The 25539-nt window shown below is 45.4% G+C and carries 31 protein-coding genes; 25 read left to right on the top strand and 6 right to left on the bottom strand.

The features are described from left to right. The first annotated feature begins 45 nt into the window (after positions 1 to 45). The 5 genes from PN466_RS10825 to sodC all read left to right on the top strand — a co-directional run bounded on the left by PN466_RS10825 (position 46) and on the right by sodC (position 3664). On the top strand, positions 46 to 273 hold the full coding sequence (locus tag PN466_RS10825) for a FeoC-like transcriptional regulator (protein WP_271939576.1): 228 nt from the start codon (positions 46 to 48) through the stop codon (positions 271 to 273). A 57-nt stretch (positions 274 to 330) separates the two neighbouring features. After that, on the top strand, positions 331 to 1062 hold the full coding sequence (locus PN466_RS10820) for an HAD hydrolase-like protein (protein WP_271939573.1): 732 nt from the start codon (positions 331 to 333) through the stop codon (positions 1060 to 1062). 14 nt (positions 1063 to 1076) lie between these two features. Next, entirely contained in the window at positions 1077 to 1742 is a 666-nt protein-coding gene (locus PN466_RS10815; RefSeq protein ID WP_271939571.1) for an ureidoglycolate lyase, read from the top strand. A gap of 11 nt (positions 1743 to 1753) precedes the next feature. Next, entirely contained in the window at positions 1754 to 2899 is a 1146-nt protein-coding gene (locus tag PN466_RS10810) for a TIGR03364 family FAD-dependent oxidoreductase (RefSeq protein WP_271939569.1), read from the top strand. 258 nt (positions 2900 to 3157) lie between these two features. After that, positions 3158 to 3664, top strand: a complete 507-nt coding sequence (sodC, locus tag PN466_RS10805; protein WP_278003061.1) for a superoxide dismutase [Cu-Zn] SodC — start codon at positions 3158 to 3160, stop codon at positions 3662 to 3664. A gap of 121 nt (positions 3665 to 3785) precedes the next feature. Here sodC and PN466_RS10800 read toward each other — a convergent pair whose 3' ends face one another. Continuing rightward, on the bottom strand, positions 3786 to 4658 hold the full coding sequence (locus tag PN466_RS10800; RefSeq protein WP_271939566.1) for an AraC family transcriptional regulator: 873 nt from the start codon (positions 4656 to 4658) through the stop codon (positions 3786 to 3788). A gap of 192 nt (positions 4659 to 4850) precedes the next feature. On the opposite strand from PN466_RS10800, the gene PN466_RS10795 reads away from it, so the two are divergent. The 3 genes from PN466_RS10795 (at position 4851) to PN466_RS10785 (ending at position 7055) form a co-directional block, all read left to right on the top strand. Then, complete coding sequence (locus PN466_RS10795; protein WP_271939564.1) at positions 4851 to 5582, top strand: SDR family oxidoreductase; 732 nt, start codon at positions 4851 to 4853, stop codon at positions 5580 to 5582. A 227-nt stretch (positions 5583 to 5809) separates the two neighbouring features. Beyond that, positions 5810 to 6313, top strand: coding sequence for a hypothetical protein (locus PN466_RS10790; RefSeq protein WP_271939562.1), 504 nt, complete (start codon positions 5810 to 5812; stop codon positions 6311 to 6313). Between the two features lie 433 nt (positions 6314 to 6746). Next, positions 6747 to 7055: a hypothetical protein gene (locus tag PN466_RS10785; RefSeq protein WP_271939561.1), complete on the top strand. Its 309-nt coding sequence runs from the start codon at positions 6747 to 6749 to the stop codon at positions 7053 to 7055. Positions 7056 to 7158: 103 nt separating this feature from the next. On the opposite strand, the gene PN466_RS10780 is transcribed toward PN466_RS10785, so the two are convergent. Next, positions 7159 to 7404, bottom strand: coding sequence for a hypothetical protein (locus PN466_RS10780; RefSeq protein WP_271939559.1), 246 nt, complete (start codon positions 7402 to 7404; stop codon positions 7159 to 7161). A 103-nt stretch (positions 7405 to 7507) separates the two neighbouring features. Continuing rightward, positions 7508 to 7831 (bottom strand): nucleotidyltransferase family protein, encoded by a 324-nt coding sequence (locus PN466_RS10775; RefSeq protein WP_271939556.1) that lies wholly within the window; start codon positions 7829 to 7831, stop codon positions 7508 to 7510. Between the two features lie 223 nt (positions 7832 to 8054). Between PN466_RS10775 and PN466_RS10770 the strand changes: the two genes are divergently transcribed. From PN466_RS10770 to PN466_RS10755, 4 genes are all read left to right on the top strand, one after another. Then, a complete protein-coding gene (locus PN466_RS10770; RefSeq protein WP_271939554.1) occupies positions 8055 to 9740 on the top strand; it encodes a cytochrome c biogenesis protein in 1686 nt (561 codons plus the stop codon). Positions 9741 to 9759: 19 nt separating this feature from the next. Next, positions 9760 to 10218, top strand: a complete 459-nt coding sequence (locus PN466_RS10765) for a QcrA and Rieske domain-containing protein (RefSeq protein ID WP_271939552.1) — start codon at positions 9760 to 9762, stop codon at positions 10216 to 10218. 129 nt (positions 10219 to 10347) lie between these two features. Continuing rightward, entirely contained in the window at positions 10348 to 11610 is a 1263-nt protein-coding gene (locus PN466_RS10760) for an NACHT domain-containing protein (protein WP_271939550.1), read from the top strand. Then, positions 11561 to 12682 carry a hypothetical protein gene (locus PN466_RS10755; protein WP_271939549.1) on the top strand — a complete coding sequence of 374 codons (1122 nt, stop codon included), beginning with the start codon at positions 11561 to 11563 and terminating at the stop codon, positions 12680 to 12682. The genes PN466_RS10760 and PN466_RS10755 overlap by 50 nt, the downstream gene beginning before the upstream one ends. Here PN466_RS10755 and PN466_RS10750 read toward each other — a convergent pair. Together PN466_RS10750 and PN466_RS10745 are read right to left on the bottom strand one after the other, a co-directional pair. Further along, positions 12660 to 13049, bottom strand: coding sequence for a nucleotidyltransferase family protein (locus PN466_RS10750; protein ID WP_271939546.1), 390 nt, complete (start codon positions 13047 to 13049; stop codon positions 12660 to 12662). The genes PN466_RS10755 and PN466_RS10750 overlap by 23 nt on opposite strands. A gap of 63 nt (positions 13050 to 13112) precedes the next feature. Further along, positions 13113 to 13667 (bottom strand): Uma2 family endonuclease, encoded by a 555-nt coding sequence (locus tag PN466_RS10745; protein WP_271939544.1) that lies wholly within the window; start codon positions 13665 to 13667, stop codon positions 13113 to 13115. A 133-nt stretch (positions 13668 to 13800) separates the two neighbouring features. Between PN466_RS10745 and PN466_RS10740 the strand changes: the two genes are divergently transcribed. From PN466_RS10740 to PN466_RS10720, 5 genes are all read left to right on the top strand, one after another. After that, the gene (locus PN466_RS10740) at positions 13801 to 14205 is read left to right on the top strand and encodes a DUF3119 family protein (protein WP_271939542.1); all 405 of its coding nucleotides are present in this window, start codon (positions 13801 to 13803) and stop codon (positions 14203 to 14205) included. 25 nt (positions 14206 to 14230) lie between these two features. After that, positions 14231 to 15544 carry a DUF3086 domain-containing protein gene (locus PN466_RS10735; RefSeq protein WP_271939541.1) on the top strand — a complete coding sequence of 438 codons (1314 nt, stop codon included), beginning with the start codon at positions 14231 to 14233 and terminating at the stop codon, positions 15542 to 15544. A 41-nt stretch (positions 15545 to 15585) separates the two neighbouring features. Next, positions 15586 to 16353, top strand: a complete 768-nt coding sequence (gene plsY / locus PN466_RS10730) for a glycerol-3-phosphate 1-O-acyltransferase PlsY (protein ID WP_313898579.1) — start codon at positions 15586 to 15588, stop codon at positions 16351 to 16353. A 28-nt stretch (positions 16354 to 16381) separates the two neighbouring features. Beyond that, on the top strand, positions 16382 to 17356 hold the full coding sequence (gshB, locus tag PN466_RS10725; protein WP_271939540.1) for a glutathione synthase: 975 nt from the start codon (positions 16382 to 16384) through the stop codon (positions 17354 to 17356). Positions 17357 to 17634: 278 nt separating this feature from the next. Then, a complete protein-coding gene (locus PN466_RS10720) occupies positions 17635 to 18210 on the top strand; it encodes a GNAT family N-acetyltransferase (protein ID WP_278003059.1) in 576 nt (191 codons plus the stop codon). Between the two features lie 152 nt (positions 18211 to 18362). On the opposite strand, the gene menA is transcribed toward PN466_RS10720, so the two are convergent. Next, complete coding sequence (menA, locus tag PN466_RS10715) at positions 18363 to 19262, bottom strand: 2-carboxy-1,4-naphthoquinone phytyltransferase (protein WP_271939538.1); 900 nt, start codon at positions 19260 to 19262, stop codon at positions 18363 to 18365. Positions 19263 to 19512: 250 nt separating this feature from the next. On the opposite strand from menA, the gene PN466_RS10710 reads away from it, so the two are divergent. From PN466_RS10710 to PN466_RS10675, 8 genes are all read left to right on the top strand, one after another. After that, positions 19513 to 19848, top strand: a complete 336-nt coding sequence (locus PN466_RS10710; RefSeq protein ID WP_271939536.1) for a cation:proton antiporter subunit C — start codon at positions 19513 to 19515, stop codon at positions 19846 to 19848. Further along, on the top strand, positions 19845 to 21284 hold the full coding sequence (locus PN466_RS10705) for a cation:proton antiporter (protein ID WP_271939534.1): 1440 nt from the start codon (positions 19845 to 19847) through the stop codon (positions 21282 to 21284). Before PN466_RS10710 ends, PN466_RS10705 begins: the two co-directional genes overlap by 4 nt. Beyond that, the gene (locus PN466_RS10700) at positions 21281 to 21691 is read left to right on the top strand and encodes a Na+/H+ antiporter subunit E (protein ID WP_271939531.1); all 411 of its coding nucleotides are present in this window, start codon (positions 21281 to 21283) and stop codon (positions 21689 to 21691) included. The genes PN466_RS10705 and PN466_RS10700 overlap by 4 nt, the downstream gene beginning before the upstream one ends. 70 nt (positions 21692 to 21761) lie before the next feature. After that, positions 21762 to 22013, top strand: a complete 252-nt coding sequence (locus PN466_RS10695) for a hypothetical protein (RefSeq protein ID WP_271939528.1) — start codon at positions 21762 to 21764, stop codon at positions 22011 to 22013. Continuing rightward, complete coding sequence (locus PN466_RS10690; RefSeq protein ID WP_271939526.1) at positions 22010 to 22288, top strand: monovalent cation/H(+) antiporter subunit G; 279 nt, start codon at positions 22010 to 22012, stop codon at positions 22286 to 22288. Before PN466_RS10695 ends, PN466_RS10690 begins: the two co-directional genes overlap by 4 nt. 132 nt (positions 22289 to 22420) lie before the next feature. Further along, entirely contained in the window at positions 22421 to 23860 is a 1440-nt protein-coding gene (locus PN466_RS10685) for a cation:proton antiporter (RefSeq protein ID WP_271939524.1), read from the top strand. Between the two features lie 76 nt (positions 23861 to 23936). After that, positions 23937 to 24482, top strand: coding sequence for a DUF4040 domain-containing protein (locus PN466_RS10680; RefSeq protein WP_271939522.1), 546 nt, complete (start codon positions 23937 to 23939; stop codon positions 24480 to 24482). 81 nt (positions 24483 to 24563) lie between these two features. Continuing rightward, on the top strand, positions 24564 to 25226 hold the full coding sequence (locus PN466_RS10675) for a Na(+)/H(+) antiporter subunit B (RefSeq protein ID WP_271939521.1): 663 nt from the start codon (positions 24564 to 24566) through the stop codon (positions 25224 to 25226). The last annotated feature ends 313 nt before the right edge of the window (positions 25227 to 25539 follow it).

The following is a 25539-nucleotide window of genomic DNA, read 5'->3' as shown; positions in this document are numbered from 1 at the left end:
ATTGCCTAACTTCTGCAAGAAGTCTATTAATTATTAATTAAAGCCATGATTCTAGAACTACAAAACTACCTCGCCCAAAAACAGAAAGTCTCTCTGGCCGAACTCGAAACCCACTTTCGCAGCCATCCTGATGCTTTGCGGGCAATGCTCAATAAATTAGTCAATAAAGGCAGAGTGCGCCCGGTAAGCTTAGAAGGGCAAAAATGTGGCGGTTGTACCCATTGCGATACAACCGCCTTTGAAGTTTACGAATGGGTAGGGAAGAGGGAATAGGGTACGTTTTAAGTTATCCTAATAGAGACAAACTGACTCATCGGAGGAGTCACTTGAATGTCTTCTACTCCTAATGTGGAACTGGTTATCTTTGACATGGCAGGCACAACGGTCAAGGATAACAATGAAGTGCAAAACTGTTTCTTTGTGGCTGCCGAACAAACGGGTTTACAGGCTTCCGGCGATCGCGTGAATGCCATGATGGGATGGTCAAAAAAGCTGGTATTTCAAACGTTGTGGCGAGAACAACTCGGTGGAGATCACCCAGATTATCAGCAAAATGTCGAGGTTTCTTATCAACGGTTTAAGGAAACCTTAGAACATCATTATCAAACCCAACCGGTTGAACCGACAGAAGGATGCTTAGAACTGTTTGACTGGCTAAAGTTTGAGGAAATTAAGATTGGGTTAAATACAGGATTTTATCGTGAGGTAACGGATATTATCTTGCGTCGTTTGGGATGGGATAAAGGGTTAAATCAAGATTATGTTGGCTCAGAACACTCTTATATCCAAGTCTCGGTTACGCCCTCAGAGATTTATAATAACGAAGGTCGCCCAGCTCCCTATATGATTCAGAAAGCGATGTACAAACTTGGGGTCAAGAATCCCCAAACTGTAATTGTAGTTGGGGATACTCCCTCAGATTTAGAAGCGGGATTGAATGCCCATTGTTTGATGACTTTGGGAGTAACCAATGGAACTCATCGCCGAGAACAGTTAGCCCAATATCCGAATGATGGATTGTTGGATTCTCTGCGGGAGTTGAAAGAAAAAATCACAGCATAATCCCAAGAATTACGATGATGCAAACTTTAGGTCATCCCATTAACTACCTGGCTCCTGATGTTCCCCCAGAACTCCCCTGGGTGGACGTTCCCTTGGTCAAAGCCACACCAGAATCTCTGGCTGGATATGGTCAATTGGTGGATGATTATGAGAGCTATTCTATTGAAATTGTGACCTGGCCCACCCAAGGATGGCGAAAACTCGATCCAGAAACCGGCAACCAAGGGGGAACTACCCAAGGGATCTTTGAATTTTGGTGGGAAGGAGAGATCCTTTATGGTCATAATCAAGCGGTTGGCGATCGCTATCTCTTGGGTTGGTCTACAAACCCAGGAAATGCCCAATCTCAAACCACACCAGAATCAGGACGCTCTCAGGTCTTACTCTGGCACGCCAATTATCACCCCGATGGTGGACAACTGTTTTTTCCCTTAGAAAATACGCCCTTTGTCGTTCCCCTCGCTTTACCCGGAGACGAGGTGAAACCGGAAGACTTTATCGCGTTCTATGTCGAAGGTCACCAGGGATTATATATTCATCCTAATGTGTGGCATGAGGCTGTATTTCCCCTGGCAGACCGGGCAAAATTCCACGATGAACAAGGTAAAGTTCATGGTCGTGTCAGTTGTAATTTAGCCCAAGAATTTGGTGTTTTCTTATCTGTTCCTCTGATTTATTAACGTAGTAACTCATGACTTCACAAAATCAGGCTGATGTATTAATTATTGGTGCAGGGATTGTTGGTTTAGCTCATGCTTTAGCCTGTGCCAAACGAGGACTCAAGGTTGTTGTTTTTGAACGGAATCCCCAGGCAATGGGTGCATCAATTCGCAATTTTGGCATGGTCTGGCCTGTGGGACAACCCTTAGGACAATTAGGCGATCGCGCCCTCAACTCTCGACAAATTTGGCTGGAACTGTCGGCTCAGACTGGATTTCACGCAGAAGAAGCCGGATCGCTACATCTGGCCTATCGTGAAGATGAGATGGCGGTTTTAGAGGAATTTATCAGCATTAGAGCCTCTACCCATTCTGTAGCTTTACTGACCCCTAATCAAGTCTTAGAGAAGAGTCCAGCCGTAGTTAAGGAAGGGTTATTAGGAGCGCTGTGGAGTTCCACAGAAGTGATTGTAGACCCCAGAGAAGCGATCGCCGAATTACCAAATTATCTCAGTAAAACCTACGGGGTTACCTTCAAGTTTGGTACGGTTGTTACAGCGATCGCGGATCGGGTGGCAATTGCCGGGGGAGAGCAATGGCGAGGCGATCGCATTTTTGTCTGTTCCGGTGCAGACTTTGAAACCCTCTATCCCCAACACTACGCCAAGAGCGGCATCACCAAAGTTAAACTGCAAATGATGCGAACGGCTCCCCAACCCAACAACTGGCGACTCGGTGCAGCACTTTGCGGAGGATTAACCCTAACCCACTATAGTGCGTTTGCAGACTGTCCCTCCCTTCCTGCTCTCAAAGAACGCATTGCTAAAGAAACTCCCTATTTTCCAGAATGGGGAATTCACGTCATGATGTCGCAAAATGGATTAGGAGAATTAATTATTGGCGACACTCATGAATATGGTTGGTGTCCTCACCCCTTCGATCGCGCCGATCTGAACAACTACGTTCTCAACTACTTAAAAGGCTTTGTCCAACCCCCTTCCCTAGACATTGCCCAAACATGGCACGGTGTGTATGCCAAGTTACCCGGATCAACTGAATTGATTTTATATCCAGAACCGGGTGTGACCATTGTTAACGCCCTCAGTGGTGCGGGAATGACCCTATCGTTTGGTCTAGCAGAAGAGGCGATCTCGGAAATATATAGCACTTCGCGGTAGGCAATAGGCTTGCTTTGCAATAGGCAAAAGCGTATATTGCTTAGGGTCTAAGGCTTCAAGCTGTACTTCATAGAAAAGAGAATCGCTATATGGCCTTATGGTTTTCGTTTTCTGGGATACACTTTGCATTAACCATTACTGGCACACTGTCTCGTGTGTCAATTAATATATTGTCCCCAGTCATACGTTATTTATTTTTTGACTTCCAAGATACCCATGAAAAAAAAATCAGTTTATATTGCTTCTCTGACAGCCCTAATGACAGCAACTGTTCTCGCACCAGCTTATGCTGACGGTCATGCCATTACCGTTGAAATGAATCTCACTGATGCCAATGGTATTGGCGCGGCTGTTGGTACGGTGCTTTTGGAAGATACGGAATATGGTTTGCTTCTTACCCCGAATCTGACCAATTTGACTCCAGGTTCCCATGGATTTCATATTCATACCAATCCAGACTGCGGCCCTGGAATGAAAGATGGCAAGACCGTACCTGGATTAGCTGCCGGCGGGCACTTCGACCCATTCAATACCGGAGTCCATAAAGGCCCCTATGCGGATGATGGTCACCTGGGAGATTTACCTCCGTTATTTGTGGCCAATAATGGTACAGCAACAACTCCTGTTTTAGCTCCCCGGTTAGAAGTCAGCTTCTTAAATGGTCGTTCTCTAATGGTGCATATGCACGGAGATAACTTTTCTGACGAGCCAGCTCCTCTCGGTGGCGGCGGTCCTCGCCTGGCTTGTGGTGTAATTTCTGAGTAGCCAGTAAAATCGAGACGCGATCAAATTTTGTATATGGGAACTTCTCATGAATAACATTGAGGGTAACTGTATCATAGTCGATCGCGCCACCTTACTAAACTCAAGACCAACCCTATTGAATCTATACAAGTTGGGCATAGCCCGAGTCTCTTGCTTGAGAGGGCAAAAAATTGAAATAGCGCTTAAACTCTCGACTAAACTGGGATGTGCTCTCGTACCCCACATTGAGGGCTGCCGTACCTACAGATATATTGTTATGAAGAATAAGACTCTTAGCTTTATGTAATCGATACTCTTTGAGGTACTGTAGTGGAGATTTTTCGGTTATCTGTTTGAACGACCGGTGAAATGCCGAGACACTCATGTCCACTTCTTTGGCGAGCTGCTTGATCGTGAGGGGTTTTTGGTACTCACGCCGAATGATCTCTATGCTTCGAGCAATCCGCGCATAGTGGGAGTTGTGTTGGGTGAGCGCATAAAGAGCAGGTCCATGTTTACCCAACAGTGCGCGGTAGACGACCTCCCTAACTAATGACAAACCGAGAATTTCACTATCCTGTTCTGAGCAGAGGGCTTGCATGAGCCGAGTTGTTGCCTTACGCATCTGGGAATCAAGGGCAACCGGCTCAACACCACATAATGGTGATGTCAGCTCAAAGTTATCGAGTGCATTATGTTTTGAGAGTTGCATCACCATCTTGTGAAGTTCGGCAAGATCGAGTTCAATAAAAATGCCCAGTAATGGGTTGTCCAAGCTGGCATTTGTTTCGCACTCGAAGGTGAGTGGCACACTAAGGACAAGGTAATGGTCACTATCGTAGTGAAACACGCGATCGCCGAGGTATCCAACCTTATTACCCTGCTCAATAATCACTAGCCCAGCATTGTAGACGAGCGGCGAACACGCTATAGCTTTTGTTGCCCAGAAGAAACTGACACCTCTGATATGAGTCTTGATAAAGCCTTCCACTTTGGAAAACTGATAAACATCCATGATTTGTTGTAGATAAATAATTCGCTCCTCCTCAAATAGCCTTATCACTTGACTATAGCAATCGCTGTCAAGAATTGCGCTCAAACAATGGGCAGAAAGCAGAAATAGGCAATGTCTAAGCAGAAATAGGCCTTGAGATTGCTAGTCGTTCAAAAGTACACTGCATTTACAAGACACTAGAGAGGGGAAAATATGGAGACGAATCAGAAATCCTTAGTGGTTATTACCGGTGCAAGCTCCGGTATTGGTGAGGCTATTGCTCGACGTTTCGCCGAACTTGGTCACCCGCTGTTACTTCTCGCTCGCCGAATTGAAAAACTCGAAGCGCTTGGCCTACCCAACACAATGTGCCGCAAACTCGATGTCACCGATGCTGAAGCTTTCCATGTTGCCATTGAAAAGGCTGAAGCTGAATATGGCCCGGTAGATTGCTTAGTCAACAATGCTGGTGTGATGCTTCTAGGGCAGATTGATACACAAGATTCAGCGGAATGGCACAGAATGTTTGATGTGAACGTTCTCGGCTTGTTAAACGGAATGCAGGCGGTTCTTAGCTCGATGAAGGAGCGAGGCACTGGCACCATCATAAACATGAGTTCTATTGCGGGCAAAAAGTCCTTTCCCAACCATGCGGCTTATGTTGGAACCAAGTTTGCCGTCTCCGCAATTACCGAAAATGTTCGTGAAGAGGTTTCTAACAGCGATGTACGCGTGATGGCAATTCACCCTGGGGCAGTAGAAACCGAACTGCTGAGTCACACCACTTCGCAGGAAATCATTGATGGTTATGAGGAATGGAAACAGGCAATGGGCGGCGCATTGGTTGCCGACGACATTGCTCGCACAGCAGTGTTTATGTATTCCCAACCGCAGAATGTAAACATCCGTGATATCACGATCACGGCTACCCGGCAACCGGCCTAAACCCAATTCATAAAGATCGAAAGTTTACTGGCAACGATTCAGCAGACTGTGGAACAATGTGCAACCGTTAATCTGGGGGTGAACGTGGTAAAGGCCCTGGCGCATGGCTGAAGCCAACCCTCCTTACTGGTGAACGATAGTCCCTTTGGTTTGTTCTCGGCTATCATGAGTTGTAATGTGAACAAAGACAAAGAACTGGCCTTGCGATTAAAAACTGGTTTCTTCTAATGAATAACATTGAGGGTAATTGTATCATAGTCGATCGCGCCACCTTTCCTAAAAAACTGGAGGCACTACTAGAACCAGACCCGAAAGCATTCATGGCGATCTTATTTATCACGATCGAGTCTATTGCTGAGGGCAAATTCTCCAAAGATGAGGAATCGGAACTCCTCTCTAATGGTTGGGATCAATTCCTACAAAACTTTAGCTTGCCTTGTGAGTGTTTGCGCGCGGGTTGGCGAGAGTTTTGGGTTCTCATTGAAGGAGATGATCGGGAAAAAGTTGTTAAAGCCTTTAAAGAAATATTTGCTATTTGGGATAAAAACAGTAAGCCAAACCTGTGGCATGTATGTTTTACTAACTTCAATGAAGTCCAGAATAGAGATACAGAGGCACTTCAATATTTTTATACTGTTGCGGTAAACATAGTTGACTACAGTACTCGCAATCCCCCAGAAAAATTATTTGAAGTTCATATTGACAGTAAATCTCACACTACCATTCTCTAGTAATTATGATGCTGAAGCGGTTGGATGTATTAGTGAACCGTTGCAGTCTTGAATCTGAGGCAACCTGGTATCTTGAACTCTTATGGCGAAAATTTTTTCGCCCCTACAAAAATGTCTCACTGTTATTTGAATTGACTATAACACCAGAAACTATTAAAAGTTCAGAAGAAGTGAGTCTATTTTCCTGCCCGCTCTGCTGGATATTACAGCAGTTTTCGCTCTTATGTGGTAGATTTCTATCCCCCCAACCCCCCTTTCTAAGGGGGGCAGTAAAAGTCTCCCCTTAGAAAGGGGGATTTAGAGGGATTTTTCTTACTGTATCTCATTACATCGCAAACCGCTGTAAGTGCTATAGCAGTGAAAGAGTTGATTAGGACAATGAGGTTATGGTTTGAGGCAATAGGCAATAGAAACAGAAAATGGTGAAGATAAATTGGTAACAGGAATAATGTATCTTCTTGACCATCCATATTCTGGAGACAAGAGCCTAGAAGAGATTTCAGTAACAAGTGGTCAATATCCTCGTCAATATCCCAATCCTGTAAGATTTGAAATTAACTATAAGAAAGACGATACATGGAATTTGGATTGGTATGATATTTCAGTTTCAGATACAAAATTTTCAGGTAAAAAATTAGAGGGTGAAGGCAGATGTCAAAATGCTAAAATAGCAACAGGAAAGTTTGAATATCCCGACAAGCATCATTCGTTCAATGTTATATTTAAACATATTAAACCATGAAACTCTGGAAATTCTAAAACTTGTCCTTGATTTTCCCAATGATTTCAATGGCATCAGGCACATTTTTAGTTAAGTGCAGTATAGGTATCTAATAAAATTGGCTTTAATTCCACAAGCTTTCATCAACATCCCTAAAAGTCTTCGTCTTTTCTAAAAACTCAGCCTCATCTGTTTCTGTCCAGCTTCCAACGGCCTGAGTCAACAAAAAGCGATCGCGATCTGACAACAAAACTGTATCATCCTCCCTGCTCCCTAACTCATGTAAATCCTGAAGCAAAAGCTTAATAATCTTTAATTTATCCTGCCTAGATAAATGATGCATTTGTGGCAACAAGTTTGTAACGGTCATATCTAATTTCCAGACTAATACTCTATATCAAAACCCATAACAAATTTTTCGGCAGCATTGATTGCTTTTAGGATATCCCTTAAGTAATCTTTGATGGTACGGTTCATAGGTAAACCACTTCCTTGAGAATATTTTCCCCGACATCAGGTTTTAAACCATCTTTAGTAACCAGATCTACTTGTTTACCCAGTTTTTCACTCAGGTAATTTTCCAGTTGACAGTAAGCAATTAGACCAAAACGAATGTCTGGTTGGAATTCAATGAGTAAATCAATGTCGCTGGCTTCAGTTGCTTCACCTCGGACATACGAACCCAAAATTCCTAGCGTACTGATTTGGTATTGCTTTTGAATTTGAGGGAACATTTCCCGGAGAGATTCAAGGATAGTGTCAGCAGTGAGAGATGGAGTTTTATGGATACCGATCATTGATGAATTATAGAGACTATCTTGATTTTTATGCTCAATTATAGGTGAATTTTTATTTTGACTCCCACTTTATCACATAAAGGCTAACATTGTGGACTGAGAAGTATAGGGTAATAGCTAGATGTTACCAGTGAGCAGAACAATTCCCCCCAGACAGTTACCACTAAGGAATCAGGAATGTCTCAAGGCTTCCTACATCACCAGTCTGTAGCCTATACATTGTATGAATCCAATTAAATTTCTCATTGGTTTAACATTAGGTCTTCTCCTGTGCTTCTTCCCCGCATGGAAAGCAATAATCTCTAGTCCGGAAACGAGTTATGATTCCCTGAAAACTCTGGCAGTACAACTGGATGGACGCAAAAAGCCCCTTGATACGGTTGCCAGAGAAACAGTTACTCAAATTCATGGCAGTTTCCGCTATGAACCCTTAACCGGAGAAAAGCTCGATTATCTCGATACCTATCTTTCCCTCTTATTCAATAACCGAGACTGGAACAAAGAACCCTTTATCCTGTTTAGTTATCGACCCTTAAAAACTGAACTGGGACTCAATCCAGAACAGAAATATTTTTCTTTCGTGGATCTGGTTTCGTCTCCCTTGGGTTCCTTTGTTTTGCAAGCCCATGAAGCTCAAGCGCAGAATCTAGATTTAACGCGAGATCAACGGGAAGCGCTAACTCTAGAAGACCGTTTAGCCCTAATGTTAGAGACGGTTAGCAGTACCCAGTTACCGGTTGTTCCCCATCCAAGCGATCCGAAAGGCAAATGGTTGGGAATTGCTCAGGCTTCTGAATATTATTCGCCGGAACAAGTCGAGACCTTGCAAACAACCTATGGCGAAATCAAACAAGCAGTACAAATGGGTTTAACTTCGGATTTAAATGCCCAGGTTGCAACTTTGAAATCGCAACTGATAACATTAAGTCCCCAAGTCTATCCTTCTGGGGAAAAACTAACGCGAGAAGTTCGTTTTTATGGACTGCATTGGTTTACCCAAGCCTGGATTTTATATGGTGTAGGGTTCGTGGTGATGTTGGTGACTTTGGAGTTGGAAAAGTTACAAGCCTATTGGGTAGTATTAGGGTTATTTTGCAGTGGGTTAGCGGTGCATGGATATGGGTTTTGGGAGCGGATGCAAATTGCAGAACGCCCTCCAGTGACGAATATGTATGAGTCAGTGATTTGGGTGAGTTTGGGAATAGCGGCGATCGCCGTTACCTTTGAATTCCTGCATCGTGCGAAATATTACCTATTGTCCGCTGCACCCTTATCTATCCTATGCTTGATGTTGGGGGATCGCCTCCCGGCTGTCCTCGATCCCAGCATTAAACCCCTCGTTCCCGTCCTGCGCGATAACTTTTGGCTCAGTGTCCATGTGCCTACCATTACCCTTGGTTACGCCAGTTTTGCCCTTGCCTTTGGCTTCGGTCATTTGCTCCTGGGCGCTTACCTATTCAAGCCCGCAGCCAAAGACTTTATCAACCGCCTCTCGCGCTGGAACTATTCTATCCTCCAAGTCGGCGTACTTTTCCTGACCACTGGCATTATCCTCGGTGGCATTTGGGCCCACTTTTCCTGGGGACGGTTTTGGGGATGGGACCCCAAAGAAACCTGGGCCTTAATCGCCCTCATGTGCTATATCGTGCCCCTACACGGTCGATTAGCCGGTTGGCTCGGCAACTTTGGTATGGCGATCGCTAGTGTTGTCAGCTTTAATGCTATCCTCATGGCCTGGTATGGCGTAAATTTTGTCCTCGGAACTGGATTACACAGCTACGGCTTCAGTACCGGAGGCTCAGAACTGATTATCGGTAGCTTAATTGCCCTAGATCTCCTGTTTGTATTGGTCGTATTCCTGCGTCAACAGATGCTCAAAAACCAATCGCAATCTCCAGTCCTCTCCTAAAATTCAACTCCCATCTACTATGGAACGCCGTTACTTTATCAATTGGATGACCCTTGGCGCACTCGTCAGCGTCCTCCCCCCCACCCTCTCCAGTTGTCAGTCTGGAGAAAAACGCCCAATATCCTCCAGTAATAACACGCCTAAAATTGATACCTCCATACGCGAAGATAGGTTTCAAGCCCTCGATACAATCTCCCAACTCGAAGCCCAAGGAACCATTCTAGACCGACGCAACGCTCCCAAACCCGTCCTCATCTTCCGCCATCAAGAAACCCAAGCCATCACTGCCCTCAATCCTATGTGTACCCATCAAGGTTGCACCGTAGAACTGTTGGCTGATGAAAACGTATTTGACTGTCCCTGTCACGGTTCCCAATTTGACTTAGATGGCGCAGTTTTAGCTTCTCCTGCGGAAAACCCCTTACCCCTGTTTGAAGTGAAACAGGAAGGGGACTTAATTTTAGTCAAAGCTCAGTAGATACAGCGCTTTGCCCTAATGAATGGCTGTATCTACTAAAAACATCAAAATACAGCCGTTTTCCGATCACAGCAATTACTCCAGACCTGGGGAAAGGTTGCCATAGGAGCCGGTGGGTTGGGTTAGACGATGAGCAAGAATAGCCAGATTACACTGCCGTTCATCACCGGTGCAGCGAATGTGGGGTTGGGGGTTTGTATTAATGAAGTCTCTGAGCAGGTTTTAGACGACTGGAATCCCCCCACACTGTTGGTGATTGGGATTGCGGTATTGTTTGGGGTGTTGCCTTTTGTTGCCAATGCGGTGTCGGAGCGATCAGAAGAGGAGACGCGTACCCGTTGGGTGTGGGTTGCGGGGTTATCAATAACTGGGTTTGCGGTTGCTTCCCTGTGGATGCTGAATCAATGGACAGTTCTACCGGACAAGGTAACGGAATTTTTGGGATATGCGACTGTGGGGCTGTTTGTGTTCGGCGTGCTGTTTCCGCCGATGGCGTTGCTGCTGCTGGCTTTGCGGAAGGGAGAGCCGGTGATTCAGGCGATGGGAACAGAAGCTATAGCGTCGGCGGATAGTCTGCAACAGTGGCGCGAAAATATGCGGACTGTGATGAATCTGGAGGTCAAACAATGGTTGGACAATGCTCTACATGACAAGAAAAAGCATGACCGGAAAAATGGACAGCACCAGAAAAACTCCATTCTTTTAAAGATGGAAGACCGACGGGAACAGGTGGGACAGGAGGCCAAACTGGAGATTCAAACTCCTGAACCAGTTTGGCCGTTGCGTCTTCGGCGGTTGTGGCAGCCGTTCAGAGGGCAAGAGCAGCAAGTTTTAGACCTACAAGAGCGAATACTTGATATTTTCCATAAGCCAGAGATTGGGGGCAGGTTGCTGATTTTGGGGAAACCGGGGGCGGGAAAAACAACAACCCTGCTGGAGTTGGCGCGGGATTTACTCGAAGAAGCGCAAGGGCACACTGAAGGGCAGAAACAGCCCATTCCCGTGTTGTTTGAAATGTTTCGGTATCCGGGAAAAATAACCATTGGTCAGTGGTTAGTTGAGGACTTGCAAAAGCGCCACAGTATCCCGCCAGCGCATACAGAAGCGGCACTTCAGCGGGGAGACTTATTACCCTTGATTGATGGGTTGGATGAGGTGGGTTTAAACCGACAACAAGACTGTATTGCCCAGATGAATCGCTTTTTACGGGAAGGTGTTCCCTATGCTTCCCGATTGTCTCTGGTGGTGTGTTGTCGGCAGCAGCAATATCGGGAAGGGGAGGTGATGCTAGAGGCATTGAACGGAGCGGTTTATCTGCAAGCGCTATCGGGAAGGGGAGGTGATGCTAGAGGCATTGAACGGAGCGGTTTATCTGCAAGCGCTGGAGGATGACCAGATTCAGCGCTATTTACGGGGGTTAGGACGGGGGGAATTGTGGCGGCAGATTCAAAGAGATGAGGGACTGTTGGAGTTAGCGAGAATTCCCTTATTTTTGCATCTGATTCCGGTGGCTTATCCCCAGGGAATTGAGAGCCAAGGGACAGGGGGACAGCAAACGCAAGCGGCGTTATTAGAAAAGTATGTAGAGCGCAAGTTAGACGAGCCAAACGCCAAGGGAGCGAGGAAATATACTCCAGAGCAAACCCGCCGTTATCTTACCTGGCTTGCCCGAAGCCTGAAGCAGCAGCGCCAGACGGATTCTTATATTGAAGAAATGCAGCCCATTTTGTTAGCAACCAAGGGAGAACGTTTGGTTTATCGGCTAATAGTGGGGATGATTGAAGGTATGTTTTTAGGGGTAATGGTGGGGATGATTTTGGAGGGGTTTGAGGGGCTATTTTTCAAGCTAATTGGTGGGCTAATTGGTGGATTGATTGATGGAGTAATTTTTGGAACAGTAGGTCTATCTATTGAATTGACAGAAGCTTTTGACTTTTCTCAAAAAAAAATCAAGAAAGGGATTATTTATTGGCTGGTTTTAGCCCTGATTTTAGGAGTTTTTTTTGATGCCATTTTCGGGATAATTTTTGGCGGAATTGTTGGGTTGATTAGGGGTCTAAGGGCTGATCTTAACTATCGATCAAAAGCAAATCAGGGCATCCTAGAATCAGCAAAAAATGCCATAACTGTATTTTTGATTACTCTCCCTGCAACGATGCTGATATTTATTTTGCCTGAGTTTGTAACTGGAAGATCGGTGGACTTTACGAATACCCTGATTAGCGGTTTAGGATTAAGTGCAATCCTCAGCTTTTCATTTGGAGGGGGACTAGCTTGTATTCAACATTTGGTCTTGCGGGTGATGCTGTGTCAAAAAGAGGTGATTGCCTGGAATTATAGCCAGTTTCTCACCTATGCGGCAGAGCGCAGACTTTTAAACCAAGTGGGGGGAAGATATCGGTTTCTGCATGATAAATTGCGAGAACATTTTGCAGGTGATGCTAGGACTCCTGGCTCAAGATGAATTCTAACTTTTGGACATAGATGACCTCCGCCGAATCAAGGATGTTCTCGCGACGGAGAATATTCGGACTATTGATAATACTTTGTCGCGTCATTAGATCCACAGGGCGATTAAAAAGAGTAGAGAGTTGTTCGCGCATCTGGATAAATTCTAAACCCCAAGAGTGATTGGGTTTAAACGTGACTAAAAGATCCACGTCACTGTTCATATTAAAGTCATCCCGGAGAATCGAGCCAAATAAGGACAGTTCCACGATCTGCCAACGTTGGCAAAACTGAGCGAGTTGTTCCGGGGTAGTTCCTAGGCGATGGTAAATTTGGCGATAATGGGACTCATTGCTGGTGCGATCGCTAATTTCAGTAGTCATTTTGATGTATAGCAGGATTGCCTATCCATCCTCAATGTATCTCATGGGAACAGAAACAGTCGATTATCCCAGGATTTCCTCAACTGAAAACTGGATATCGGGAAACAATTGCACCGCAACTTCTCCTTCTTCTAAGCGTTGCACCTGCTGATAGCCTTCTAGAGTCGGTTGTCGATAGACTTCTAAACACCGTTCGGGAATATTCAGCAGCCAAACTTCCGGAATTTGCGCTTGTGCATACAGGGGAATTTTGATGTCCCGATCGCCCCGAAGCGTTGTATCCGCTACCTCTACCAGTAAAAAAATATCCTCCGGTTGCGGATGTCCCCCCTGATAAAAATCAGCACGGGGATGCGCCAGGCATAAATCTGGTTCTGGCTCAGAAGTATTATCTAACACGACTGGATCTTGTACTCTCACCAATACTCGTTTGCCGAATTGCAATATAAATAACTGAGTCAGGCGATTGACGTAAGAGGCATGAATTGGGCCAATAGGTGACATTTGAATGATTTCTCCTCGGATTAATTCAGTACGATCGCCTTCAGACAGAATCCCAGTTGTGCCCATCCTATGGTACTCTTCCACCGTAAACAACCGCTTCAATAAGACTGACATCGCTCCCTCCTAAACCTCAATCTCAGGCTAAATTCAATTTTACTGGGGATAGGGAGATGGGGAGATGGGGAGATCGGGCATTACCAGCCACGGCACGATAAAATAGTCAACCATAGGTGATTTAGAACTTCCGATGACTTCAACTCCCTTTTCATCTTCAACCTCGAGCACTACCCTAGAAACGGTTACCCTGAAGCCCAGTTACCGGATACCCTTAGTGCTGGTGCTGTTGGCGATTCCTCTAGCAGCCGTTCAAATTGGATTAGGTGGGGCGATCGCCCTCTTTGGGTTATTCTTAACCCTACAAACCACCACTATCCGGCTCACCTTTACTCCAACAGCTCTTGAGGTTTACCGTTCCGACAAGCAAATTCGCCAATTTCCTTACCAAGACTGGCAAAATTGGGAGATTTTCTGGGACAAACTGCCCATCTTGTTCTATTTCAAAGAAGTTAAGAGTATCCATTTTGTACCCATAATCTTTGACTATTCAACCCTCAAGCGCACTCTGGAAGAACGTTGTCCCCGTTCTCGTTAATACCTGTAGAACTGATGAATAACTGATGAATACCGATCCATTGAATCCTTGGGACTCCAACCCCGAAACCCCTTCAACCCCCGTTCCTGAATCTGACGTTCCTCAACCCTCAGCCTCTCAAGAGACGGAGGAAAATGGCGATCGCCATGGCGATCGGAAAACAGAAGATGAAACCATAGAAAATCAAAATAGTGAAACGGGAGATAGCTTACTTCCGCTTCAGCTTGATACCAAAACCCCCGATCATCCCGAACCCCGTGAAGAAAGGGCAGCTACAGACGGAGGACTAGATCGGGAGGAAGAAGTGGAGGAACAAGACTCGGAACCTCCCAGGGAGGAAGAAGTGGATGAATGGCAAGCGCGGATTGAGGATCTACGGTTTACCGAGCAAGCGCTGCAAAACCAGGTGGAGGAACTGCGACAGGAAGCCGAAACCCTGCAAGAGCAACTGACAGCCCAGCAATCAGCCATGGGACAATTGGTACAAGCAGGTTTAAGTGAGCTAGAGCATCGCAAACATAAGCTAGAAATTACGATCGAAAAACTGGAAAGACGTGCAGAGCGCATCCGTGCGGAAATGCGGACAAGCTTTGCGGGTGTTTCCCAGGATCTCGCTATCCGCGTTCAAGGCTTTAAGGATTATTTGGTCGGTAGCTTGCAGGATTTGGCCAGTGCGGCGGAAAATATAGAGTTAGGGGCAGATGCTCGCGAACCCGTCGCTCCAGTGGAAGTGCCGATCATGCGTTCCCGTCGAGAACCAGAACGCCCCCCAGAATTAGAAAATCCCCAATTTACCAAATCCAAGTTTGGCGATCAAGTGCGCCAAATTCGCCATCTATTGGATCAGTATCGCACCCGTCCCGATTATTATGGCCCAGCTTGGCAATTGCGGCGCACGTTTGAACCCATCCATGCAGAACGGGTATCCCAATGGTTTTTTACCCACGGGGGACGGGGAGCGGTGCGTACCATGGGGTCTCGTCTACAAAATATTTTGGTATCCTCGGCAGTAATTTCGGTAGTCTATAGTTTATATGGCGATCGCCTCAGACCGTTGATTTTAGTCAATACTCCAGAGCGCTTGGGCGAATGGCGACGGGGTTTACAAGATTGTTTGGGTATCTCTCGCATGGATTTTAGCTCGGACAGAGGGATTACTATGTTTGAAGCACCTGAACCCTTAGCCGTAAAAGCAGACCGAATTACCCAACAGAAGCAACTCCCTCTCATTATTCTTGATGAGTCTGAGGATAAGGTGAGTGTGTCCATGTTGCAGTTTCCCCTATGGTTGGCGTTTGCACCGAATCCAGAAGCACCCCCGATGATTGATAATTGGTAAGGTTTCCCTGTTCCCTGAGCGGAGTCGAAGGGAACAGTGGGATGAGAACGTTAGATAAAGTAGATCGAGAAAGAGGTGAAGGTATGCAATGGGCAATCGCCGTTGGTGTCTTGATTGGGGCTTATTTATTGGGTTCTATTCCGACAGGATATTGGTTAACCAAAGCCCTCAAAGGCATTGATATTCGCGAGTCGGGTTCGGGTTCCACCGGTGCAACCAATGTGTTGCGAACAGTAGGCAAAGGTGCGGCGTTAACCGTGCTATTGGTGGACGTTCTTAAAGGAGTAGCAGCCATTTTTCTGGTGCGCTTTGCCTATCAATGGGGTTGGCTCACTTCGACTTCGCTCACTTCGACTTCGCTCAGTGAGCTACAAGATGGGATAGTGGTGTTAGCCGGATTTTTAGCCCTGTTTGGCCATAGTTTATCGGTTTGGTTAATTTGGAATCAACCCGAAGGAAAATCCTTAAGTAAAGGAGGAAAATCGGCCGCCACCAGTTTAGGGGTATTGTTAGCTTTATATTGGCCGGTGGGTTTGCTCACCTTTGCCGTGTTTGGCAGCGTCATCGGCATTACCCGAATTGTATCACTCGGCTCGATGAGTGCGGCGATCGCCGTTTCTGCCCTCATGGCAGCTTTCCACCAACCCCTCGCCTATGAAATCTTTGGCATTATCGGCGGCTTATACGTCATTTGGCGACACCGCAGCAATATCGAACGCCTCTTAGCCGGAACCGAACCCAAAATCGGCACTTCGGCTCCGCTCAGTGACTCCCAAATTAACCCCAAAGTCTCCGAACCCTCCAACTAACCCCATTTTTAATGATTAATTGAAAACCATGGATTTTGCCTTTATTATTGACCCCATTCACCACCTCGATCCTTGCCATGATACCAGTGTGGCGATGATGGAAGCCGCTCAAAAACTAGGCCATCAGGTTTGGATTACTGAAGCTCAAGACTTAGAAGTCAGATCCGGTAAAGCTTGGGCAAAACTGTCTCCGCTTCACTTAACCCCAGTCGAATTAAAAGAAGACCATTGGGTAGCTACCCATCCCTGGTTTCAAGTCGAAAACCCAGTTATTCGCCCCCTAGAAGAGATGGATGCGGTGTTTATGCGCACCGATCCACCGGTGACGATTTCCTATTTATATGCCACCTATATTTTAGATTATGTTGACCCGCAAAAAACTCTGGTGTTGAATAATCCCAAAGCCTTGCGCAATGCCAATGAAAAAATGTATGCGCTCCAGTTTCCCAAATTGATCCCCGAAACCCAGGTAACAGCAGATAAAACCACCATTCGCAAGTTTGTCCAAACTCACGGAAAAGCAATCATGAAACCCCTGGGAGGCAAAGCCGGGGAAGGAATTCTGATATTGGAGCCTGGCGATCGCAATTTCAACTCCCTCATTGAACTCAGTACCCAAAACGGGACATTACCGGTGATGGTACAGCAATTTTTACCCGCAGCCAAGGACGGAGATAAACGAATTATTCTCCTCAATGGAGAGCCAATTGGTGCAGTCAATCGGGTGTCCAGAACTGAAGAATTCCGCAATAATATGGCCGTTGGTGGAGACGTAGAAAAAACAGAAATCACCGACCGAGAACAAGAGATTTGTTCCCAATTAGCCCCAATTTTACAGAAAAATGCCCTCTATTTTGTTGGCTTAGATGTCATTGGTGGCTATTTGACGGAAATTAATGTCACCAGTCCCACTGGTATTCGCGAAATTGACCGCTTAAATGACGTGCGCTTAGGAGAAGAAGTGATTGCTTGGTTGAGCGATTATGTGAAGTTTAGTTTATAACGATTAAAACAACAGTTTGTCGATTACCCAAATTTTAAAAGTGACGCAACAGAAAATGCAAGAATATCTAGACAATGGTACTCGTTTAGCCTGGCTTATTATTCCTTCATCGCGGAAAGTGGCAGTTTATTGTCTGAATCAAGAGATTGAAGTGTGAGAGTCTCCAAGTTGGGTGTCTGGAGAGTCCATTTTACCGGGATTTATATTCAAGCTGGAATCAATTTGGCAAACGAAAATTTTTGTCGAAAATTTTTGTGATGAATGAAATAGCTTAGGATCTGACGATCCAGACTAAACGCCTTATCCTACGTCCTCAAAAACCTAAGGACTATCAATCTTGGTATGTTGCGTTATCAGAACGACTGCCTCAGCAGTACCCATATGACGAAGGACAGATTAATTTAGATGACTATGATGCTAACCGTTTTGCCGATATATGTAATAGCCATCAGGAACAAGCTTTCAATGATTACGCATATATTTGGGGCGTATTTTGTCGGCAAACGAATCAACATCTGGGTAACCTTGACTTATCTACTATTCAACGAGAGGAAAAACAGTGGGCTAACTTGGGCTACAGTATCCATAATCAACACTGGGGACAAGGATTTGGGAAAGAATCTGTAAGAGCTGCCGTTATTGCTGGGTTTGAGCAGCTTGGGTATCATCGTATCGAAGCCGCTATCAATCTTGATAATTATCCTTCGATTGCACTCGTTGAAAGTATTGGCTTGCAGAAAGAGTGTATTCGTTATGGCTTTTATTACGAAAACGATCAATGGGTCGATCATGTAATTTATGTAGCATTCCCTAGGGATTTCGGGCTGGATGAAAAGCCACCAACCTCCTTATGAAACAGTATATTGCGCCAGTCTAACGCTCAATAAAAACGTATTATACTTAACTAAATATTGTTTAAAAGCTATATCAAACGATGGCTTATGCTCAATCAAAGCTTTTGTCCATTTCTAGCGTCTTTATTGCTTAGGAAAAACTGCTATATAACCTATCCTAAAATAAATCCTAAACCCAATAAAAATCCACTGATAAAGTGAAAGTTAACGGCGATAAACTTACAGTTTTTTACTTGTTCCGGTTGGTCATGATACATCAGAACATGGTAGCATAGTTGCACCGCAACGGGGATACTGAGGAAACTTAAGGCTGTCCATTGGGGGAAATAGCCTTCAATAGTGAAAAGGGCGATCGCCGCAAAAACAGCTACACAAGCACTCAACAGCAGTTGAGCGCCTTTTGTTGTGCCAATACGGACAATGGGAGAGCGTTTTCCAGCGGCGATATCATCTTCCACTTGATGGAAATGGGAGCAGAGTAAAATAATACTGGTGGTAAGGCCAATAATAATGGATGCCTTCAGGCTAGTCGTTGACCAAGTGGGGTTTTGGGAGTAGTATGCAGCAGAAACAGCTAAGGGACCAAACGTAATGAAACAGATGATTTCTCCTAAACCTAAATAACCCAAACGAAAGGGTGGACCTTGATAGGTATAGCCCAGAAAAACTGCTAAGGCAATCAGTTCTAGAATCATCGGACTATGTTGCCACCAGGCAATCAAGATCAATTCTAGAGCAGCGATCGCTAAGAGTCCATTGGCAATCCAAAAAACTAAGGTTTTATTGCCAGTTAAATTAACAACAGAATGGTGTTTATTAACGTCGATTCCCGTTTCAGAGTCAAATACATCATTAGTTAAATTCAGCCAGGCTATAATGAGGATAGCTGCCGTAATGAAAGTGCTAAAAATTGCCCAATTGAAGCTTTCTGTTTCCGCAAAAGCAACGGCACTGCCTACTCCAATGGGAATGACCGCAACACTATACATGGGTGGCTTAATGGCGGCTAACCATAGCTTTTTTCGCGAAATAGGAAGGGTGGGCGTAGTCATGGAAAAGCTTCAATATTAAGAAGTAATTAGTTTATAGAGTTTACCTTAAAAGGGTTTTGTCCTGGTAATCGGTACAGCGATCATATTGCCTCTAGTGTAAGCTGAGGAGATCGGTACATCAATGATAACCAATGGTTTTCCTTACGAATAACTTAAGTCCCTAATGGTTCTCAACGACCGGAAATTGTGTATTCTTATTAAAAAGCTTTCCAGAGCATAGCCCATTCCCCTGACCCCCTAAGCCCTGTCGATGTTACAAGCCTGCATCCTAATCACCCTATTATTCGGATTTTTCGGAATTATCCTGAAAAAGAACCTTGTCATGAAGATCATCTCTATGGACGTGATGAGTACCGGAGTGATCGCCTATTATATCTTCATTGCCTCACGAGAAGGGCTGTTTACCCCCATTCTCGATCCCACCAAAACTGTTGAATATGCCGATCCTGTGCCACAAGCAGTGATTTTAACGGCGATTGTGATTGGCTTTTCGATTCAAGCGCTGATGCTTGTGGGAGTGATGAAGCTGGCAAAAGATAACCCCACATTAGAAACTAAGGCGATCGAGAAAAACTATACACCATGACCTTTTTAACTATCGCCTGGCTTGCACTTCCCTTTATTGTTGGATTAGGGATTTACCTCCTACCGAGGCTTGATTGGGTTCTAGCCTTTGGGGTAACTCTAGTCTCCCTTGCCTATGCCACATTTGTATTTCGGCAACCTGAACCCATTCCCCTGGAACTCCTGGATAGTTTCGGGGTGACCCTGATCGCCGATCACCAGACTGGCTTCTTTGTTTTAACCAATGCTTTGGTCTGTATGGCAGTGTTGCTTTACGGTTGGAGAAGCAACAAAAGTTACTTTTTCTATACTCAGCTCATTATCTTACAGGGTAGTGTAAATTCAGCCTTCATCTGTGCAGACTGGATTACTTTATATGTTGCCTTAGAAGTTATTAGCATCGCCTCGTTTCTGCTGATTACTTATCCGAGAAGCGATCGCTCCATCTGGGTAGGGCTACGCTATCTATTTGTTAGCAATGTGGCTATGCTCTTCTATCTTGTGGGCGCAATCCTAGTTTATCAAGCCAACAACTCTTTTGCGTTCATTGGCCTAACCAATGCTCCCACCGAAGCCATTGCCTTAATTTTCCTCGGACTGCTTGCCAAAGGGGGGATTTTTATCTCCGGACTCTGGTTACCCCTGACGCACTCGGAATCCGAAACCCCCGTTTCTGCCATGCTCTCAGGGGTCGTGGTGAAAGCTGGCGTTTTTCCCCTCGTACGCTGTGCCCTAATGTTAGACGACATTGAACCCATCGTGCGCTTCTTTGGCGTGGGCACTGCCGTATTGGGAGTCGGCTATGCCGTGTTTGAAAAAGACATCAAACGGATGTTAGCTTTTCACACCATTTCCCAATTAGGCTTTATCCTCGCAGCCCCGGAAGTCGGAGGATTCTATGCCCTCACCCACGGATTGGTGAAATCGGCCCTTTTCCTAATCGGAGGGAATTTACCAAGTCGTAACCTAAAAGAATTGAAACATAAACCCATTCCCAATCCTATGTGGATTGCCCTAACCTTGGCCAGTTTTTCCATCTCCGGTTTTCCCCTACTTGCTGGTTTTGGTGCGAAAGTCCTGACGATGAAAACCCTAATGCCTTGGCAAGTCATTGGCATGAATATTGCTGCCTTGGGAACTTCTATTTCCTTTGCCAAACTCATCTTTCTACCCCATGAAGCGGCAAAAGAAGGGGATAAAAAGCAATCCATTGGCTTCTGGTTAGCTGTCGTAGTCTTGATTGGAGGACTGGTGGGAGCCAACGTAGTCTATTATCAAGCCTATACCCTAGCCAATATTGTTAAACCTCTGGTGACGATCGCCCTCGGTTGGGTCGCCTACTTTCTCATCTTCCGCAACGCAACGGTCAAACTGCCCCGAATGCTGGAACAGTTCGATCATCTGATGGGGATGATGAGTTTAATGTTGTTGCTGCTGTTCTGGATGGTGTGGGCATGATTGGATATCTGGATCTGATACTACGATTGACCATCTGGTTTTTACTCACCTCCGATCTGAGCCTAGCCAATATTGTTATTGGCGTAGCCGTAGCCTTTCTCCTACCGAGATCGGTTACTGCTCCAGCAGTCCTCAAAGATTGGTTACACGCTCTTTGGGAGATTGCAGTCGCCATTCCTCAAGCTTATATAGAAGCGATCGAGTTGATGGTTCGTCCCCATCAAGAAGAAGAAACCACCCTGGAGCAAGTTAAACCCAACCGGACTCCCGGATTGATCTTTTTAGATATTTTCGTAATTACCTTTACCCCCAAAACCATTGTGGTGAAGTATCACGCTAGGGGATCGTATGAAGTTCATTGGGTGAGACGAAGAAGGCGGGGACGCACAGAGACAAACGCTCCCTGAGCGGAGTCGAAGGAAGCACAGACACGGCGATCGGGAGACTTAGAGATATGGGGATGGAGACTTTTAAAAGATGACTGTAATTTTGGTTTTGATGATTTTTGCGCTATTAATTCCCATGTATGAGGCTTGTCAAGATAGTGATATTTGGCAGAAAATGTTGGCCTTTGCCAGCATTGCGACCAAAACTTCAATGATGATTTTAATTGTCTCGGTGTTACGCGATGATTTAATGCTGGGTGTGGTTGGCATCATTATCTTAAGTGTAGGGAATGCAGCATTAATGTTGTTAGCTCATGTAATTAAACGAGTGGGGGAGGGATGATTACAACCTTGAGTTATATCTGTATGGGAGTGGGGATCGTGTTCTGGTTTTGGGGAACCTTTCCTTTAATTGGCGATCGCTCCGTTCTCTTTAAACTCCATAGTCTCTCTGTCGCTGATACCCTCGGTTCCATGAGTATGATTATTGGTTTACTCCTGCAAATTCCCAGAGAATGGCCCTTACTGGTATTGGGTATTATTTCTCTCGCCATTTGGAATACCGTTTTGGGATATGTCTTAGCCTATTGTTCTAGTGGGGGGAATGATGACGAGTGATATTTAATCATGGCCCTCTTGCCTTTTATGGTTATTTTCCACTCTGGTAGATAGGGTATTATACATAACGTCGTAATGTATCCGTACCGGTGACCTTATTAGAAACCAAGGAGATTGGGAAAAACTCACACCATGACCATCCTCACAATCGCTTGGCTTCTCCTCCCTTTGATTGTTGGCTTAGGAATTTATCTCCTACCAAGGCTCGATTGGTTTCTGGCCTTTGGGACGACCCTAGTCTCGTTTGCCTATGCGACCTTCGTATTTCAGCAACCCGAACCCATTGTCCTGGAATTGCTCGATAATTTCGGAGTTACCCTGATCGCCGATGAACAGAGTGCCTTCTTTATCTTAACTAATGCTTTTGTCTGTGTGGCAGTACTACTCTACTGTTGGCGGAGTAGCAAAAGCGCCTTCTTTTATACTCAGCTTGTGGTTTTACAGGGCAGTATCAACTCAGTCTTTGTCTGTGCTGACTGGCTGAGTATCTATGTCGGCATAGAAGTGATGACCATCGCCGCATTTCTGCTGATTTCCTATCCAAGAAGCGATCGCGCCATCTGGATAGGACTGCGGTATCTATTGCTTAGTAATACCGTTATGCTCTTGTACTTAGTGGGAGCCATCCTCGTCTATAAAGCAAACAACTCCTTCGCTTTAACCGGTTTAATCAATGCTCCCGCCGAAGCCATTGCCCTGATCTTCCTCGCACTTCTAGCCAAAGGCGGTATCTTTGTCCCCGGATTCTGGTTACCCCTGACACACTCAGAATCAGAAACCCCTGTTTCTGCCATCCTCTCAGGAGTCGTCGTCAAAACTGCAGCCTTTCCCCTAGTGCGCTGCGCCCTGACTTTAGAAGCAATTGACCCCATCATACGCTTCTTTGGCGTAGCTACTGCCCTATTAGGTGTAGGGTATGCCCTATTTGAAAAAGACATCAAACGCATGTTAGCCTTGAGTACAATTTCCCAATTGGGCTTTGTCCTTGTAGCCCCGGAAGTGGGAGGATTATATGCTCTTACCCACGGACTGGCAAAATCTGCCCTATTCCTAATTGGGGGTAACTTACCCAGTCGTAACCTAAAAGAATTGCAACAAAAACCCATGGCCAATTCCCTGTGGATCGCCCTCAACTTGGCAAGTTTATCCATCTGTGGTTGTCCCCTACTTGCCGGTTTTGGCGCTAAAGTCCTAACCCTGAAAAACCTGATCCCTTGGCAAATGCTGGGCATGAGTTTCGCTGCCGTGGGCACAGCAACCGTCTATGGACAATTCATGTTTTTGCCCCATGAAAGGTCAGAAGAGGACACTCAAAAGCTATCCATCGGTTTCTGGTTGGCAGTGGTCATTTTAATCAGTGGACTCATCGGCGCAAACGCCTTTAATTATCAGACCTATACCCTGGCAAACATAGCCAAACCCCTTGTCACGATCGCCTTGGGTTGGCTTGCCTACTTCATCATCTTTCGCAACTCAACCGTTAAACTCCCTCAGACACTCGAAACGCTTGACCATCTGATTGGCATGATGAATTTAATGTTGTTGTTTCTATTCTGGATGGTTTGGCAATGATTGTTGTATTGGAGTGCCATAATCTCTCTATTACCGATAGGATATGTTTTAGCCTCTTGTTCCAGTGGGGGAAATAATGACGACTGATATCTCTCTATTATTAATTGTTGCCCTATTGCCATTAGCCGCAGGTCTAGTGGTTCTGCAAAAAAATCCCTACCATGCGCTAGTTATTCGGGGGATCTTGGGAGCTGTAGCAGCACTGGTATATGCCGTGTTAGGTGGGGCAGATGTGGCCTTAACAGAAGCTCTAGTGGGGACAATGTTAGCCATTACTTTATATGCGGTAGCCGTGCGATCGTCTTTGGTGATGCGTCTGGGCACCATTTCTGAAGACATGGAGCAGGAAAATCCCCAATTTGAAGCCTTAATTAACAGCTTACAGAAAACCTTAGATAAATATCATATGCGCCTCGATCTGGTTCCCTATAGTGATGATGCCAGTCTACATCAGGCGCTGATGGATAAGGAAATTCACGCCACTTGTATTTCCTCTTCAGCCAGTCAAGAGACAAAACCCTACCATACAACCATTCGGGTAGAGCGACTTTATGAGATTATGCAGACTGAGTTACCCAGTGAAGTAACCAGTTTATCGATGAAAAATCATGTGTCGGGTTAGGCAAAAGACAAACAAGGGGCCCCTTGCCCAATTAGTGACAAAGCTCAAGAGAAATAGCGATCAGTGGAGGAAAAACAGCAGATGAAATGGCTTTATTTGGTAGCAGGCATTATCTTTTTAGTCAAAATGTTAGTGATGCAAGATCCCACATTCGAGGGGGGCGAGATTTCGATTGTCGAGTCTGTGGTTGCAGATAGTGGCATCCCCAACGCTGTTTCCGGGATTATCTTTAGAAATCGGATCTACGATACGATATTTGAAGTAGTGGTGTTTACGATCGCCATTATGGGAGCAAAATTCTTATTAGCCAATGAACAACCCTCAGCCATAGTTTGCCAGTTTACCGACCAACCTTCCATCGTTTTAGCTCGTTTAGGTGCAACTATATCCGCTTTGGTCTGTATCGAGTTAGCCATCCGAGGCCATCTGAGTCCAGGAGGCGGATTTGCTGCCGGTGTCGCGGGTGGAACGGCGATCGGTTTAATTGCCATTACCTCCCCTTCCGAACGGATGGAAGAGATTTATGAACGTTGGAGAGCATCCACCTGGGAAAAGATTTCCGTTTTAGTCTTTATTGTGTTAGCAGCGATCACATTAGTCGGCCTACAACTTCCCCAAGGAGAGTTAGGTACACTCCTAAGCGGTGGCATGATTCCAGTTCTGAATATCTTAGTTGCCCTAAAAGTGGCTTTAGGCTCATGGGCAGTTATTCTAGTCTTTATCCGCTATCGGGGTCTCCTTTAGGGCGACCGCTTGACTGTCTATGAATTCTACAGTTCACGGATTGGATGATGTATTAACTTGGAATTGTAAGTACATGATAAGAAAACCAGATTGGGTAGGATGAAAGTTGAACCCAAATTTTTGGTATGCTCTAACGATCATGAATGTCAATCTAAGCGCAAGCTCTCAAGAGCTATTATATCAAGTCCGTTGAATAAGTTGTGATATAGCAGTGAGTTCACTCCACCCGTAAAAATCGGTTAACCCTCCAATTAATTCTGGCTGTTTCAATAAGGTTTGGCAGCGCTGGTACAACACTTCTTCTAGCTGATCG

This window comes from Roseofilum reptotaenium CS-1145, assembly GCF_028330985.1.
GTDB lineage: Bacteria > Cyanobacteriota > Cyanobacteriia > Cyanobacteriales > Desertifilaceae > Roseofilum > Roseofilum reptotaenium.
Note: the sequence above shows the minus strand (reverse complement) of the source record. Positions and strands in the feature narration are given on the sequence as shown.

What these genes read in the sequence shown, in the direction of transcription:
- PN466_RS10825 (WP_271939576.1), top strand. Translation starts at nt 46, where the DNA reads ATGATTCTAGAACTACAAAACTACCTCGCCCAAAAACAGAAAGTCTCT.
- PN466_RS10820 (WP_271939573.1), top strand. Translation starts at nt 331, where the DNA reads ATGTCTTCTACTCCTAATGTGGAACTGGTTATCTTTGACATGGCAGGC.
- PN466_RS10815 (WP_271939571.1), top strand. Translation starts at nt 1,077, where the DNA reads ATGATGCAAACTTTAGGTCATCCCATTAACTACCTGGCTCCTGATGTT.
- PN466_RS10810 (WP_271939569.1), top strand. Translation starts at nt 1,754, where the DNA reads ATGACTTCACAAAATCAGGCTGATGTATTAATTATTGGTGCAGGGATT.
- sodC (WP_278003061.1), top strand. Translation starts at nt 3,158, where the DNA reads ATGACAGCAACTGTTCTCGCACCAGCTTATGCTGACGGTCATGCCATT.
- PN466_RS10800 (WP_271939566.1), bottom strand. Translation starts at nt 4,658, where the DNA reads ATGGATGTTTATCAGTTTTCCAAAGTGGAAGGCTTTATCAAGACTCAT.
- PN466_RS10795 (WP_271939564.1), top strand. Translation starts at nt 4,851, where the DNA reads ATGGAGACGAATCAGAAATCCTTAGTGGTTATTACCGGTGCAAGCTCC.
- PN466_RS10790 (WP_271939562.1), top strand. Translation starts at nt 5,810, where the DNA reads ATGAATAACATTGAGGGTAATTGTATCATAGTCGATCGCGCCACCTTT.
- PN466_RS10780 (WP_271939559.1), bottom strand. Translation starts at nt 7,404, where the DNA reads ATGACCGTTACAAACTTGTTGCCACAAATGCATCATTTATCTAGGCAG.
- PN466_RS10775 (WP_271939556.1), bottom strand. Translation starts at nt 7,831, where the DNA reads ATGATCGGTATCCATAAAACTCCATCTCTCACTGCTGACACTATCCTT.
- PN466_RS10770 (WP_271939554.1), top strand. Translation starts at nt 8,055, where the DNA reads ATGAATCCAATTAAATTTCTCATTGGTTTAACATTAGGTCTTCTCCTG.
- PN466_RS10765 (WP_271939552.1), top strand. Translation starts at nt 9,760, where the DNA reads ATGGAACGCCGTTACTTTATCAATTGGATGACCCTTGGCGCACTCGTC.
- PN466_RS10760 (WP_271939550.1), top strand. Translation starts at nt 10,348, where the DNA reads ATGAGCAAGAATAGCCAGATTACACTGCCGTTCATCACCGGTGCAGCG.
- PN466_RS10755 (WP_271939549.1), top strand. Translation starts at nt 11,561, where the DNA reads ATGCTAGAGGCATTGAACGGAGCGGTTTATCTGCAAGCGCTGGAGGAT.
- PN466_RS10750 (WP_271939546.1), bottom strand. Translation starts at nt 13,049, where the DNA reads ATGACTACTGAAATTAGCGATCGCACCAGCAATGAGTCCCATTATCGC.
- PN466_RS10745 (WP_271939544.1), bottom strand. Translation starts at nt 13,667, where the DNA reads ATGTCAGTCTTATTGAAGCGGTTGTTTACGGTGGAAGAGTACCATAGG.
- PN466_RS10740 (WP_271939542.1), top strand. Translation starts at nt 13,801, where the DNA reads ATGACTTCAACTCCCTTTTCATCTTCAACCTCGAGCACTACCCTAGAA.
- PN466_RS10735 (WP_271939541.1), top strand. Translation starts at nt 14,231, where the DNA reads ATGAATACCGATCCATTGAATCCTTGGGACTCCAACCCCGAAACCCCT.
- plsY (WP_313898579.1), top strand. Translation starts at nt 15,586, where the DNA reads ATGAGAACGTTAGATAAAGTAGATCGAGAAAGAGGTGAAGGTATGCAA.
- gshB (WP_271939540.1), top strand. Translation starts at nt 16,382, where the DNA reads ATGGATTTTGCCTTTATTATTGACCCCATTCACCACCTCGATCCTTGC.
- menA (WP_271939538.1), bottom strand. Translation starts at nt 19,262, where the DNA reads ATGACTACGCCCACCCTTCCTATTTCGCGAAAAAAGCTATGGTTAGCC.
- PN466_RS10710 (WP_271939536.1), top strand. Translation starts at nt 19,513, where the DNA reads ATGTTACAAGCCTGCATCCTAATCACCCTATTATTCGGATTTTTCGGA.
- PN466_RS10705 (WP_271939534.1), top strand. Translation starts at nt 19,845, where the DNA reads ATGACCTTTTTAACTATCGCCTGGCTTGCACTTCCCTTTATTGTTGGA.
- PN466_RS10700 (WP_271939531.1), top strand. Translation starts at nt 21,281, where the DNA reads ATGATTGGATATCTGGATCTGATACTACGATTGACCATCTGGTTTTTA.
- PN466_RS10695 (WP_271939528.1), top strand. Translation starts at nt 21,762, where the DNA reads ATGACTGTAATTTTGGTTTTGATGATTTTTGCGCTATTAATTCCCATG.
- PN466_RS10690 (WP_271939526.1), top strand. Translation starts at nt 22,010, where the DNA reads ATGATTACAACCTTGAGTTATATCTGTATGGGAGTGGGGATCGTGTTC.
- PN466_RS10685 (WP_271939524.1), top strand. Translation starts at nt 22,421, where the DNA reads ATGACCATCCTCACAATCGCTTGGCTTCTCCTCCCTTTGATTGTTGGC.
- PN466_RS10680 (WP_271939522.1), top strand. Translation starts at nt 23,937, where the DNA reads ATGACGACTGATATCTCTCTATTATTAATTGTTGCCCTATTGCCATTA.
- PN466_RS10675 (WP_271939521.1), top strand. Translation starts at nt 24,564, where the DNA reads ATGAAATGGCTTTATTTGGTAGCAGGCATTATCTTTTTAGTCAAAATG.